At 66.3% G+C, this 13624-nt stretch carries 10 protein-coding genes; 4 read left to right on the forward strand and 6 right to left on the reverse strand.

Annotated features, from left to right (window positions below):
* The coding region (locus BMZ19_RS16750) for a beta strand repeat-containing protein (RefSeq protein WP_139214707.1) at positions 1 to 3174 on the forward strand (3174 nt) is incomplete at its 5' end.
* A 103-nt stretch (positions 3175 to 3277) separates the two neighbouring features.
* Positions 3278 to 3589, forward strand: a complete 312-nt coding sequence (locus BMZ19_RS16755) for a hypothetical protein (protein ID WP_090312729.1) — start codon at positions 3278 to 3280, stop codon at positions 3587 to 3589.
* A gap of 47 nt (positions 3590 to 3636) precedes the next feature.
* On the opposite strand, the gene BMZ19_RS16760 is transcribed toward BMZ19_RS16755, so the two are convergent.
* From BMZ19_RS16760 to BMZ19_RS16785, 6 genes are read right to left on the reverse strand one after another with little or no spacing between them, the layout of a single operon-like run.
* Entirely contained in the window at positions 3637 to 5613 is a 1977-nt protein-coding gene (locus BMZ19_RS16760) for a bifunctional diguanylate cyclase/phosphodiesterase (RefSeq protein WP_090312730.1), read from the reverse strand.
* Between the two features lie 18 nt (positions 5614 to 5631).
* A complete protein-coding gene (gene lapG / locus BMZ19_RS16765; protein ID WP_090312830.1) occupies positions 5632 to 6294 on the reverse strand; it encodes a cysteine protease LapG in 663 nt (220 codons plus the stop codon).
* 33 nt (positions 6295 to 6327) lie between these two features.
* Positions 6328 to 6741: an META domain-containing protein gene (locus tag BMZ19_RS16770; RefSeq protein ID WP_090312731.1), complete on the reverse strand. Its 414-nt coding sequence runs from the start codon at positions 6739 to 6741 to the stop codon at positions 6328 to 6330.
* On the reverse strand, positions 6741 to 7178 hold the full coding sequence (locus BMZ19_RS16775; protein ID WP_090312732.1) for a hypothetical protein: 438 nt from the start codon (positions 7176 to 7178) through the stop codon (positions 6741 to 6743). Before BMZ19_RS16775 ends, BMZ19_RS16770 begins: the two co-directional genes overlap by 1 nt.
* Positions 7179 to 7225: 47 nt before the next feature.
* Positions 7226 to 8215 (reverse strand): 2-hydroxyacid dehydrogenase, encoded by a 990-nt coding sequence (locus BMZ19_RS16780; protein WP_090312733.1) that lies wholly within the window; start codon positions 8213 to 8215, stop codon positions 7226 to 7228.
* A gap of 22 nt (positions 8216 to 8237) precedes the next feature.
* Complete coding sequence (locus BMZ19_RS16785; protein WP_090312734.1) at positions 8238 to 11018, reverse strand: response regulator; 2781 nt, start codon at positions 11016 to 11018, stop codon at positions 8238 to 8240.
* Positions 11019 to 11229: 211 nt separating this feature from the next.
* Here BMZ19_RS16785 and cysM point away from each other — a divergent pair, with 211 nt between their 5' ends.
* Both cysM and rlmD read left to right on the forward strand, forming a co-directional pair.
* Entirely contained in the window at positions 11230 to 12135 is a 906-nt protein-coding gene (gene cysM, locus BMZ19_RS16790) for a cysteine synthase CysM (RefSeq protein ID WP_090312735.1), read from the forward strand.
* Between the two features lie 84 nt (positions 12136 to 12219).
* Positions 12220 to 13584 carry a 23S rRNA (uracil(1939)-C(5))-methyltransferase RlmD gene (rlmD, locus tag BMZ19_RS16795; protein WP_090312736.1) on the forward strand — a complete coding sequence of 455 codons (1365 nt, stop codon included), beginning with the start codon at positions 12220 to 12222 and terminating at the stop codon, positions 13582 to 13584.
* The last annotated feature ends 40 nt before the right edge of the window (positions 13585 to 13624 follow it).

A 13624-nucleotide genomic window follows, 5' to 3' on the forward strand; every position in this document is an offset into this window, starting at 1 on the left:
GTCAACGAGGAATCCGTCGGCACCGACCTGGGCCTCGTGGCCCCGAGCGATGTCGATGGCGACAGCCTGACCATCACCGTGACCGGCCTGCCGACCCTGGGCAGCGTGACCCTGGCCGACGGCACCGCCGTCACCAACGGCCAGACCCTGACCAGCGCCCAGCTGACCGGCCTCAAGTACAACGCCCCGGCCGACTACAACACCGGTGACACCGTCGGCACCTTCACCTACAGCGTGAATGACGGCACCACCACGGTCACCGGCACCGTCACCCTCGGGGTGACCCCGGTGAATGACGCGCCGGTGGCCGAGACCGATAGTGTCTTTGTCAATGAAGGCTCCACGAGCACTTTCGGCAGCGTGCTGGACAACGATATGGATGCGGACTTGGACAGCCTGACCGTCGTGCAGTTTGCCACCAGCAACGTTGCTACGCCGACAGTGGCAAACGGCAGCAATTCGATTACCACTGCTCTTGGCGGGGCAGTGGTCATGAATGCCGACGGCAGCTTCAGCTACATTGCGCCGGTTCTCGATCATAGTTCTTCAAGCCAGAGGACCGACAGTTTCGTCTACCGCAGCTCGGATGGTGAGCTGCAGTCGGGATGGACAACCGTGAATATCATTGTGCTCGACTCGGCGCCGGATACTAACGACGACGAGGACAGCGTCGCTATCGGTGCAACCATCACCGGTAATGTGATTACCGGAGAGGGCGGCGATGCGCCGGGAGGGGCGGATATCTTCGCCGATGCACCGGCCACGGTGGTTAGCGTCTCCTTGGGAGGTACGACCTACTCGATTCCGGCTGGTGGGCGGACGCTGGTGACCGTCAACGGTACGCTGGTGATCCAACAGGACGGCAGCTACTCCTATACTGCGATGGGGCAGATCAACGTTGACTCGTCTGAATCCGTGGATCGGTTCGACTACCGACTGGCCGACGGGGATGGCACGATTTCCGCTCCAGCGACATTGACCATTACGGCAGGCAACAGCATCAGCTTCAGTTATGCCGAGAACCAGGCGATGGGCGCGGTGCTGGGCACTGTCCAGGCCACCAGCCCGAGCGGCCACGCGGTGAGCTACGCGATCACCGGCGGCAACGCCGACGGTTACTTCACCATCAACAGCGCCGGTGGGATCAGCCTGACTCCGGCCGGCGCAACATCGCTGGCTAACAATTACGAAGCTCTGGACAACCTCCACAGCCTGACGGTGACAGTGACCAGCAGTGCCGGTGTCAGTCGCGACATCGCGGTCAGCCTTGCGGAGACCGACAGAAACGATGCGCCGGTGAACAGCCTGCCGGTGAACTATACGATGGACGAGGACACCACACTCAAGCTGAGCGGTCTTTCCGTGGCGGACATCGATGCCGGCGCGGGCAGCATTTCGGTCACTCTCAGCGTGAGCCGCGGGACACTCACGGCCGCCACTGCGAACGGTGTGACCGTGAGCGGCTCGGGTAGCTCCAGCGTGGTGCTCAGCGGCACGCTCGCCAACATCAATGCCTATCTCGCCGACGCGGCCACGCAGCCTGCGTATACGCCGCTGCTGGATGACAGCGGTACGGTCGCGCTGACCATGACCAGCAACGACCTCGGCAATAGCGGGCCGGGTGGCGCACTGACCGATACCGACAGCATCGACATCACCATCAATCGGGTGGCCGATGCGCTGGAGGGCAGCAATGTCGCGCTGCTGGTCGGCGCGCCTGTGGCCAATACCCTCGATTTCGGCAGCAACATTACCGGTCTGCAGAGTAAAAATAACTACAGTTTCCCGAGTGGGATCTTGCTGTCTACTGGTGATCCGACCAAGACGTTCAACTGGTCCACCGGCAACCTGCTGGGAGTGACGTCTCCTGGCGAGAACGGTACCGAAAGCCAGCGCATCAATGATGCTGACAAGATCGAGCTGAACTTCCCGACGGGGATGCAGTACATGGCGCTCAAGCTCAAGAACGCAGGTAACGACTCCATCCTGATCCGCAGCGATCTTCAGGTCGGCGAACTCACCGGCGGCGTGCTCAGCGGGACCATTACTTCGTCGTCCGGGATCACCCTCTCGTCCACCAACCTCAAGGTCAGCCTGATACTGGAAGTGGCTGGACAGGTAACGCCGGTTACCGTGCAGGCTACGGTGAACTCTGGCGGCACTTGGTCGGTGTCCTACAGCGGCGTTACCGGCACCATCACCAAGGCAACCGTCGCCGCCTATCTCGACGGCAGCCTGTTCAACCAAGGCGGCAATACCTCGGCGAATGTGTCCTACTCGATCAGCTCCGACATGCAGAGCCTGTCGATTGCCCAAGACACACTGAATACCTACAGCAAGAACAACGATGGCTTCCAGATCGAGTACATCGATCTCAGTGCAGCTCCCTCCGGTACAACCACATATAGCTACCCGATCGATCTCTATGGCGTGATCCAGGACGCCGTGGGTACGCCGGAGTCTTTCAGCGGACTGACCCTGAGCGATCTGCCCGCCGGCGTAGCCCTCAGCATATGGAGCGAAGACGACCAGGCGTATCATGAGATCGCCCCGGATGCGCAGGGCGTGTATGACTTGAGTGCGTACAGCGACCTGCTGAGCACACCAACTGTATCGGGTACCGACAAGATCTATCTGGTCAGTGCCGGGCTACTGCCTAGCGGGTTCGCTCCCACTCTTACCGTCGAGATAGCCGATGGTGCGAGCATCGCCAAGACGATCCTAGGAGGTTCTGCCGACTCGACATTCGCCGGCAGCGTCGGCAATGACTACATCAGCGGCGGTGCGGGCATCGATACGCTGATCGGTAATGAGGGTAACGACATACTCTTGGGCGGCACGGGGGCCGACAGATTCGTCTGGCAAACCGGCGACACCGGCCAGGATGTGCTCAAGGATTTCAATGCCAGCGAGGGCGACCGCATCGATCTAAGCGATCTGCTGCAGGGTGAAAATGCGCTGAATATCCTCGACTACCTGCGCGTGGATACCGCCACGTCCACCCTGCAGATCAGCAGCGCGGGCACACTGGCCGCCGACGGCAGCAATGCCGATGTGACCATTCGGCTTGAAAACGGTGGGCTGGGTGTGGATCTGAACCCTGGCGGCCTGAGTCACGATGATCTGGTCAGCTCGCTGATCGCGGGTGGCGATCCGCTGGTCAAGATCGGTTGACCTCAAGCGGGAAGGCCTCCGCCACCATCGGTGGCGGAGGCCTTTTCCTGTCAGCAAAGGCTTGCTGCGCCAGGGGCGCAGAGATAGTAATGAGGAGTGGGGCATGGTGTATGGGAACGATGATGCGGGCGATCCGCTGCGTCTCGGGGTGAAGGAGAGCTGTGACTGTTCGGCAGGCAGTGGGGAGGGGGCCGCGCGCAGGCTGGAGGACAGTCTGCTGCGTCTGCAGCAGAGCGATCTGGAGATGATCCGGGTGCTGGAGGATCTGATCCACCTGCTGATTCACAAGCGGATGGTGCGCATCACCGATCTGCCGGAGGTCGCCCAGGCCAAGCTGAGCGAACGGAGCAGGACGCGCGATGCACTCGGTGGCCTGACGGGCCTGATCAATGACGAGGAGCAGGGGCTGATCTGATCGCCCTCTGCTCGTAGTCCCGAGCTGCACATCTCCCGAAGGGGCGGTTATTCTGGAACCCCGCCCCGTGCGTCCCTACAGCTACTGCGCAGTTCGGGGGTCGGTTCGCCGAACAGGTGGCCCTGCACGCCGGCAATCCCCATGTCACGCAATACCTGCCATTCGCCAGCGGTTTCGACCCGCTCGGCCAGCAGCGGAAGGTCGATGCTGTGGGCGGCTCGCTGCATGGCATCGATGAACAGACGCTTGTCGCTCTCCCGGTCGATAGCGCGGATGTAGCTGCCGTCGATCTTCAGGTAGCTCAGACCGAGCCTGGCCAGGTTGCCTATCATGCTGAAGCGCCCGCCGAAGTGCTGCAGGCCGAGGCCGCATCCCAGACGGCGCAGGTTCCGGGTCAGCGCCTCCAGCGCGGCGGGATCGGGCACTTGGTTCTCGTCCAGGTCCAGGGTCAGGCGTGAACTCAGTTCGCGGTTGTCCTCGAGCAGCCGGTACAAGCGCTCCAGCGCCTGCGGCTCGTGCAGCAGGTGCGGGGACAGGCTGAGGGCTAGGCGCTGGTCGTTGCCCCGTAGCTGCCGCAACGTGCGCTCGAGCATGGCCAGATCCAGGCGGGTGGTCCAGCCGAAACGCTCCAGCCAGGGCAGGAAGCGTCCGGCCGCGAGCACCTGGCCCTGCTCGTCGTACAGGCGCGCCAGTATCTTGTGATGCAGGATCCGGTCCGGCTCCCGGGCATCGACCACCGGTTGGAAGTAGAGCTGGAGCTGGTCTTCGCGCAAGGCCCGGTCGAGCAGGGCGTACCAGTAGTGGCTCGGGTCTTCGGCAGGCGGCACCTCGGCCAGCTCATGGATGGCCCAGGGGTGGGCCGGCTGTGCCGCTGCCTGGGTCAGTGCCAGATCCAGGGCGCGATGCAGGCCGGCTGCTTCGTCGCCGGCAGCGAAGGCCACCAGGCCGATATGGGCGACCGGCAGGCAGTCGCAGGCGCCGGTCTGCTGCAAGCTGCTCAGGGCCTGATCGATTCGCTGCGCCAGCTGTTCTGCCTCGGCGCGTTGCAGGCCGGCGGCGAGCAGCAGAAACTTGCCGCCCCGGGGGCGGGCCACCAGGAAGCGGCCTTCACTCAGTTGCTGCAGCTGCTCAGCAATGCTCTTGAGCAACTGGTCGGTCCGCTGTTCGCCAAGACGCTGGTTGAGCCCGAGCAGGTCATTGACCTCGAGCTGGAGGAGAAAGCCGCTGCTGGCCCGCTCTTCACCGGCGAGGCAGGCGTGAAGCTGCAGGTCGAAATAGCGCTGGTTGGCCAGCCCGGTCAGCCGGTCCTGGTAGGCTTCATCGCGCAGCCTTTCGCTGCGAGCGGCCTCTTCGGCGAACAGGCTCCTGAGCTTGTCCACCATCTGGTTCATCGCCTGGACGACTCTGCGGAACTCCGGAGTGCTCGGCAGTTCACTCTGGGTGAAGAACTCGCGGCGGGCAATGGCCTGTGACTGTTCGACCATGTGATCCAGGGGGTGCAGGCGCCGCTTGAGCAGCAGGCCGCCGAGCACGATGCAGGCCAGGCTGACGAGAGCCTGCCAGAGCAGGTTGCCCTGGGCGCTTTTCCAGAGCTTGCCGATGGCGAACAACGGGTGGCTGACCACCTCGACTCGGGCGGCACGTTGCCAGCCGTCGCTGACGATGGCATCGCCGCGGGCGGACTCCAGATCCACCAGACGGGAGAACCACTGCGGCGCCTCGTCGCTCACCGGCACTCCGCTGCGTTCGACCAGCACCTCGTCGCTGTCCGGGGCGAGCACACGGATGCTTTCGAAATAGCCGCTGTCGAAGACCGAGCTGACCATCAGCTCGACCATGGTCCGGTCGTTGTTGATGTGCGGGGCCAGCGACAGGCCGAGGGCGGTCGCCGCGTCTTGGGCGTGGCTGCGCAGCTGGGCGACCTGCTGTTCGCGGGAGCTTTCCACGCCGATCAGGAGGCTGCCGGAGAAGCTCGCCAGCATCAGTATGCAGATGGCGATGAACAGCTGCTTGAACAATGACATCAACGGCCCCTTGTTTTCCTATGGAAATCCTTCGGCATGCATTTTCCGCAGCAGGTCCTGCCAGCGCGACAGGTGCTTGCTGTCGCCCACCTGTCGGCCGCTGCCGCTCCAGAGTCCTTCGGCATTGAAGGCATAGACCGGCACCAGGTCGGTACGTCGATTCGCTGGCTCGATGGCATCGATCAGGTTGTCCAGTACCAGCGGGGTAGCCCTGGGATGTGGGTAGTAGGTCAGCACCATGTGCGCCTGGTTCAGTGCGCGCGCCTTGACGTAGGTGACGTGCAGTTTGTCGCTGGGTACGCCGAGATGGCGCAGGCTGAAGTACTTGGCGATGGCGAAGTCCTCGCAGTCGCCTGCGCCCTTGTACAGCGCCTCCACCGGCGTTGCCCAGTAGTCCCTGACATGCCACAGCTCGATATCGTCGCGAAAGCGCAGGCGCAGATTGAAGAAGCGGTTGACGGCCTGCAGCTTCTCCTGCTCGCTGGCGCTGCCATGTTCTCTCAGCAACTGTTGCCAGGCGTCAAGGTTCTCGCGGCCCGCGCTCTGAGTCCCGTAGAGCTGTTCGGCACGCCGGGCGATCAGGCTGAAATCCCAGGCCGACGCCAGCCCGCAGAGACCCAAGGCAAGAAGCAGGATGGCAAGTCTGCGGCGCAGCGAGTCGCTCCGTGGTGCAGTCGGCAGGGCCCTCGTCTCGCATTTCAAAGGCGCCCCGGCTTAGCCTTCGTCCGGCCACAGGCGAATCGGCTTGCCTTCATCCGGCCACAGCTGCAGCTGGTCGAGCGGCGACACGTCCCAGCGGCGGATGTGCTCCAGTGCCTGGAAGAAGCGGGCCTCCTGCTCCATCAGGGCCGGCGGGCAGGCCCGGCGGGTGCTGCCGACCTGGCTGAAGCGCAGGATCTCGCCTTCCACGCCGTAACCGGCGAACCAGTGGTTGCAGCCACCGGTGCCGTAGGCGCGGTCGTCGGCGCCGAAGGTGATGGTCAGGTGGCTACCATCGAGCAGCGGCCGCTCGCCGATCCATTCGACGCGGTAGGTGCGTTCCTGCTCCAGGGCCGGCGGAGGGGTGGCGCAGCCGGCCAGGGCCAGGGCGATGGCGGCCGGACTGGCGGTGAAGGTGGTGCGCAGCATCAGGCCTCCTGGGCGTGGCAGCGAGGGCAGAGGTGACGGCCGGCGCGGTTGTGCCAGCCCAGTTCGGCGATGCGTGCTTCGGCGGCCGGAGCGCGGGCCGCCTCGCCCAGCTTGCCGTCGACGGCGAACTCGAAGTCCAGCTGCGCCCCGCAGCCGTCGCAGTCGACCTGCCACTGCAGGATGTTCAGCTCCTTGAAGGCCGGCCCCTTGGCCACCGCCAGCCACTGGCCGGGCGGGTTGATCAGGTGGCGGACCTTGTCCACCACCAGGCGCATGGACAGGTCGCGACTGCCCTTGAGGGTGACCAGCAGGCTGTCGCCGGTCTTGATCGAGCCGCCGTTGCCGGTGACCTGATAGAGGCCAGGTGCCAGCGCGCGGCATTCGGTGAGGGTGTGCTGCGGGTTGAGCAGGGTGTAGCGGAAATCGTGTTCGGTCATGGGGCCTCCGGGAGGGGCGCGCATGCTAGCACGCCGCCAGTGGTTGATCAGGGCTGCACGCGGTTGCAGGGGCGGCCGGCTTGCCAGGCGGCGACATTGTCCAGCGTGGTGTTGGCGATTGCTGCCAGCGCCTCGTGGGTGAGGAAGGCCTGGTGGGCGGTGACGATCACGTTGGGGAAGGTCAGCAGGCGGGCCAGCACGTCGTCCTGCAGCGGCTGGTCGGAGCGGTCCTCGAAGAACAGGTCGGCCTCCTCCTCGTAGACATCCAGCCCCAGGTAGCCGAGCTGGCCGCTTTTCAGTGCCTCGATCAGCGCCGGGGTATCCACCAGCGCGCCGCGGCCGGTGTTGATCAGCATGGCGCCAGGCTTCATTCGCTGCAGGCTGTCCTGGTCGATCAGGTGGCGGGTGGCTGGCGTCAGCGGACAGTGCAGGCTGACGATGTTGCAGGCCGCCAGCAGGGCGTCGATAGCGACGAACTGCGCGCCGAGCGCCGTGAGGCTGGCGTCGGGGTGCGGGTCGTGGAGCAGCACGCGGCAGCCGAAGCCGAGCATGATGCGCGCGAACACCGCACCGATCTGGCCGCTGCCGATCACCCCGACAGTCTTGCCGTGCAGGTCGAAGCCGGTCAGCCCGTGCAGGGAGAAGTCGCCCTCGCGGGTGCGGTTGAAGGCCCGATGGATGCGCCGGTTCAGCGCCATGACCAGCGCCACCGCGTGCTCGGCCACCGCGTGGGGCGAGTAGGCCGGCACCCGCACCACCGGCAGGCCGAGGGCCTGGGCGGCGTGCAGGTCGACATGGTTGTAGCCGGCCGAGCGCAGGGCGATCAGCCGGGTGCCGCCGGCCTGCAGCCGGGCGAGTACCGCTGCCGACAGGTCGTCGTTGACGAAGGCGCAGACCACCTCGGCGCCGGCGGCCAGGGCGGCGGTGTCGGCATCCAGGCGCGCCTCGAGAAAGTGCAGGTCGTGGCCGTGGGACGGGTTGGCGGCCAGAAAGCTGTCGCGGTCGTAGGGCTTGCTGCTGAACAGGGTGATGCGCACGGGAGGTTCCTGCTGATGCTGACTAGGACGCCGCTTCGGAGGCGGGGTGGGCGGCCTGCTCGGCCAGGCGGCTGATTGCGGCATCCAGTTCGTCGAGGGCGACGCTGGCCGGCGCGTTCTGCTTGAGCAGGCTTTCGCTGCGCTGGCAGGCGGCGCGCAGCTGCGGCACGCCGCAGTAGCGGGTGGCGCCATGCAGGCGATGGATGCGCTCGAGCAGGGCGGCGCTGTCGTTGCTGGCGCGGGCCTGGCGAATGGCCTGCTGGTCGGCGGCCAGCGAGTCGAGCAGCATGGCCAGCATGTCGGCGGCCAGATCGGCCTTGCCGGCAGCCAAGCGCAGGCCTTCGGCCGGGTCGAGCACCAGCAGCTCGGGGGCCGCGCTGCCGCGCTCGGGCAGGGGCGGCTCGACGGGCTCGCCGTTGTGCAGCGCCAGGCCGGTCCACTTCAGCACCACCTGGGCCAGCTGGCGCTCGCTGATCGGCTTGGTCAGATAGTCGTCCATGCCGCACTGCAGCAGGGCGCGTTTCTCGCTGGCCAGGGCGTGGGCGGTCAGCGCGACGATCGGCATGGGCGGCTGGCGGTGCTCGGTTTCCCACTGGCGGATCGCCTCGGTGGTTTCCCGGCCATTCATGCCGGGCATCTGCACGTCCATGAACACCAGGTCGAAGCGCTCCTGCTGCACCGCGCGCAGGGCGTCGTAGCCATTGTCGACCGCGCGGACCTGGGCGCCCATGTCGCCGAGCAGGGTTTGCACCAGCATCAGGTTGGCGGGGTTGTCGTCGACGCACAGCAGTCGCGGTGCCCGGCTGCTGGCCACCGGGCTGGCCGCGTGCTGCTCGAGCCGCTGCACGCGCGGGCTGAGCAGGTCGGTCAGGGTGCGCTGCAGCTTGCGCGTGCAGACCGGCTTGGCCTGCAGGTGGCCGTAGTTTTCCGGCAGGCTGGCGTGATACAGCGCCTGCTCGGTGGTCGGGCACAGCAGCAGGGCTTGGCAGCCCTGCTGGTTGAGCTCCCACAACTGGCGGCTCAGCCGCTCGGGGGGATGCTCGCGGGTGTCGATGCCGATCAGGGCGATGCCCAGCGGTGCGCTGCCGTGCTGGCGCAGGGCGGCTTCCTCGATCAGGGTGTCGAGGCTGCTGAATTCGATCACCTGCATGCCGCAATCCTCGAGCTGGTGACGCAGCGACTGGCGGGCCAGATCGTGGCTTTCCAGCAGGGCGGCGTAGCGCCCGCCGAGCAGGGCGCGCGGCAGCTCGTCGCCGTCGGCGGCGGCCTTGGGCAGATTGAGCAGCACCCAGAATTCGGCGCCTTCGCCGCTCTCGCTGGACACGCCGATCTCGCCACCCATCTGTTCGATCAGGCGCTTGGAGATCACCAGGCCGAGGCCGGTGCCACCGGCCTGGCGCGAGCTAGAGTTGTCGACCTGGGTGAAGGCCTGGAACAGCGTGCGCTGCTCCGTCTCGGACAGGCCGACGCCGCTGTCCTGCACGCTGATGCGCAACTGGGCGTGGTCGCCCAGGTCTTCCTCGAGCATGGCGCGCACCACGATGCTGCCGCTGCGGGTGAACTTGATGGCGTTGCTCACCAGGTTGGTGAGCACCTGCTTGAGGCGCAGCGGGTCGCCGACCAGGGCCTGCGGAGTGTCGCGGTAGATCAGGCTGACCAGCTCGAGCTGCTTTTCGTGGGCGGCCGGGGCGAGGATGGTCAGGGTGTCCTGGATCAGGTCGCGCAGGTTGAACGGCACCTGGTCGAGGACCAGCTTGCCGGCCTCGATCTTGGAGAAGTCGAGGATCTCGTTGATGATCGCCAGCAGGCTGTCGGCGGACTTCTCGATGGTCGCCAGATAGTCCTGCTGGCGACCGTTGAGCCCACTCTTCTGCAGCAGGCCGGTGAAGCCGAGGATGCCGTTGAGCGGGGTGCGGATCTCGTGGCTCATATTGGCGAGGAACTCGGACTTGATCCGGCTGGCCTCGAGAGCCTCCTTGCGCGCCAGACTCAACTCGATGTTCTGCACCTCGATGGTTTCCATGGTGTTGCGCAGGTCTTCGGTGGCCTGCTCGACGCTCAGCTGCAGCTCCTCGTTGGCATTCTGCAGCGACTCGGCCATACGGTTGATGCCGGCGGCCAGTTCGTCCAGCTCGCGGCTGGCGAAGGTCGGCAGGCGGGTGTGCAGCTGACCGTCGCGGATCTGCGCGACGCCATGGCTGATCTGCTCCAGCGGCTCGTTGATCGCCCGGCTCATGCGCAGGGCGAGCAGGGCGCTGAGCATCAGCCCACCCAGGGTAAGCAGCAGGCTGGCCAGCAGGCTGCGGTAGCTCTGCACCAGGGTGCCCTGGTGGGACAGCTCCAGTTCGATCCAGCCGAGCAGGCGGTCGTTTTCGTTGAGCGGCGCATGGCCGCCGAGCTGGCGGTGGTGGCCGTAGACCGGCAGCAGGAAGCGGGTGGCGCTGACGCTGCTGACCTGGGTGAGCTGGTTGGGCAGGCGCTCGGGCGGCTCGGTGCGCATGCGCGGGCCGGCATGGGCGAGGAGGGCACCCTGCGGATCCAGCAGGCTGAGGGCGCGCACGTCGGTCTGCTCTAGGGTCTGGATGGCCAGACGCTCGAGCAGCGGGGTGTCTCGGGCGGCCAGCAGGCGGGCTCCCAGCGGGGCTAGGTGCTCGACCAGCAATTGACCGCGCTCGGTCAGCTGGCGGTTCATCTGCGCCAACTGCACGTAGACGAAATAGCTGCCAAGGACCAGCGCCAGCAGGCTGGTGGGTAGCAGGGTCAGCAGCAGCACACGGCCCTTGATGCCGAGATTATCGAACACGCAGATTCTCCGCTGCATTGGGGTGGCGGCAGTGTAGCGCCTTGCCGGGGGTGGACAAAGCAGTGCGCGGCGGGATGTGGAACAAGGCAATATTCCGGCTATTACCTATATAGCTAGCAGGAATATCCTACTGCCGTGCCGTGTTATCGGCCCGCGGTGTTTGCCGCTATCATAGACACCCTATTTGTCGCTGCGAAAAGCCGAGCGTGCCATGACCGTGCAGTTTCCCACCATTGCCGACTGCGTCGGCAACACCCCGCTGGTGCGCCTGCAGCGCCTGCCGGGCGAAACCTCCAACACCTTGCTGGTCAAGCTGGAGGGCAACAATCCGGCCGGCTCGGTGAAGGATCGGCCGGCGCTGTCGATGATCAGCCACGCCGAACTGCGCGGCGACATCCGCCCCGGCGATACGCTGATCGAGGCCACCTCCGGCAACACCGGCATCGCCCTGGCCATGGCCGCGGCGATCAAGGGCTACAAGATGGTCCTGATCATGCCGGACAACATGAGCGCCGAGCGCAAGGCGGCGATGAGCGCCTACGGCGCCGAGCTGGTGCTGGTGAGCAAGGCCGAGGGTATGGAGGGCGCTCGTGACCTGGCGCTGCAGATGCAGAGCGAAGGGCGCGGCAAGGTGCTCGACCAGTTCAGCAACCTGGACAACCCGCTGGCCCACTACGAGAGCACCGGCCCGGAGATCTGGCGGCAGACCCAGGCCACCATCACCCACTTCATCAGTTCCATGGGTACCACCGGCACCATCATGGGCGTGTCGCGCTACCTCAAGGAGCAGAATCCAGCGGTGCAGATCGTTGGCCTGCAGCCGCAGGAAGGCTCGGCGATTCCCGGCATCCGCCGCTGGCCGCAGGAATACCTGCCGAAGATCTTCGATGCCAGCCGGGTCGACCGGGTGATCGACATGGCGCAGAGCGAGGCCGAGGAGGTCATGCGCCGTCTGGCCCGCGAGGAAGGCATCTTCTGCGGCGTCTCCTCCGGCGGCTCGGTGGCCGCCATGCTGCGCCTGTCGCGCGAGGTGGAGAACGCGGTGATGGTGGCGATCATCTGCGACCGCGGCGACCGCTACCTGTCCACGGGGGTCTACGACGCCCCGCGGGCCTGATCGCCGGCTCGCGCGAGCGTGGGTCGACGCTGAACGTTTTCTCCGGCGCGCCTGGCGCGCCCTACACTATTTGCAGGTTGCCTGATGGCCAAACGCAACACGGGGCTGCGCTTCCAGCCGAGCGGCGGTTCACGCGCCGTACAACTGCCGGTCGGCAAGAAGCAGCGCCTTGCCATCGAGCGGGTGGCCCACGACGGTCGCGGCATTGCCCATGAAGGCGGACGCACCTGGTTCGTCGCCGGGGCGCTGGCCGGCGAGCAGGTCGAGGCGCGGGTGCTGGCCGCGCGCAGCCAGGTGGTGGATGCGCGGGTCGAGCGGGTGCTCGAGGCCAGTCCTCTGCGCCGTGTTGCGCCCTGTGCGCTGGCCGGGCGCTGTGGTGGCTGCACCCTGCAGCATCTGCCGCATGGCGAGCAGGTTGCCCTGAAACAGCGCAGCCTGGCCGAGCAGCTGCACCGTCTGGCCGCGCTGGAGCCGCAGGAATGGGCGCCGCCGCTGCTCGGTCCGGAGTTCGGCTACCGGCGCCGGGCGCGCATTGCGGTGCGCTGGGAGGCGAAAAGCCGGCAGCTGGAGGTGGGTTTTCGTGCGACGGCAAGTCAGGCGATAGTCGATCTGGACCAGTGCCCGGTGCTGGTCCAGGCTTTGCAACCACTGCTCGTCGCCCTGCCGGACGTGCTGCGCCGCCTGCGCAAGCCGCAGGCCATCGGCCATGCCGAGCTGTTCCATGGCACCGCCAGCGCGCTGCTGGTGCGCCATACCCAGCCGTTGCCGGAGGAAGATCGCCAGTTGCTGCGCACCTTCTGCAGCGAGCACGGCGCCCAGTTGTGGTGGCAGGGCGAGGGCGAACCGCAGGCGGACGATCCGGCGCAGGCGCTGGGTTACCGATTGGATGCCTATGGCCTGACCCTGGCCTGGCGGCCGGGGGATTTCGTCCAGGTCAATGCGCCGGTCAATGACCTGATGCTGGCGCAGGCACTGGACTGGCTGGCGCCGCAGGCGGGCGAGCGGGTGCTGGATCTGTTCTGCGGTCTGGGCAATTTCGCCCTGCCGCTGGCGCAGCGGGCGGCCGAAGTGGTCGGCGTGGAGGGTGTGCAGGCGATGGTCGAACGTGCGACGGCCAATGCCGCGGCCAACGGCTTGGGCAATGCGCACTTTTATCGAGCGGACCTGTCTCAGCCATTGGCTGAGGCGGCCTGGGCCAAAGGTGGCTTCGCCACCGTGCTGCTGGACCCGCCGCGCGACGGTGCGGCGGCGGTGGTCGGCCAGCTGCGCAGCCTCGGCGCGCGGCGGGTGCTCTATGTGTCGTGCAACCCGGTCACCCTGGCGCGCGACGCGGCCCTGCTGGTGCAGCAGGGCTACCGGCTGAAACGCGCCGGTATTCTCGACATGTTCCCGCAGACGGCGCATGTCGAGGCGATGGCATTGTTCGAAGCGGATGCGGAGCGTCCGTAACGGGTCGCTGGAGAAGAGGACGCGCGCAGAGCCGTCGCTG

This window comes from Pseudomonas linyingensis, assembly GCF_900109175.1.
Taxonomy (GTDB): Bacteria; Pseudomonadota; Gammaproteobacteria; order Pseudomonadales; family Pseudomonadaceae; genus Geopseudomonas; species Geopseudomonas linyingensis.

What these genes read in the sequence shown, in the direction of transcription:
- BMZ19_RS16770 (WP_090312731.1), bottom strand. Translation starts at nt 6,741, where the DNA reads ATGCTGCGCACCACCTTCACCGCCAGTCCGGCCGCCATCGCCCTGGCC.
- BMZ19_RS16755 (WP_090312729.1), top strand. Translation starts at nt 3,278, where the DNA reads ATGGTGTATGGGAACGATGATGCGGGCGATCCGCTGCGTCTCGGGGTG.
- cysM (WP_090312735.1), top strand. Translation starts at nt 11,230, where the DNA reads ATGACCGTGCAGTTTCCCACCATTGCCGACTGCGTCGGCAACACCCCG.
- rlmD (WP_090312736.1), top strand. Translation starts at nt 12,220, where the DNA reads ATGGCCAAACGCAACACGGGGCTGCGCTTCCAGCCGAGCGGCGGTTCA.
- BMZ19_RS16760 (WP_090312730.1), bottom strand. Translation starts at nt 5,613, where the DNA reads ATGTCATTGTTCAAGCAGCTGTTCATCGCCATCTGCATACTGATGCTG.
- BMZ19_RS16775 (WP_090312732.1), bottom strand. Translation starts at nt 7,178, where the DNA reads ATGACCGAACACGATTTCCGCTACACCCTGCTCAACCCGCAGCACACC.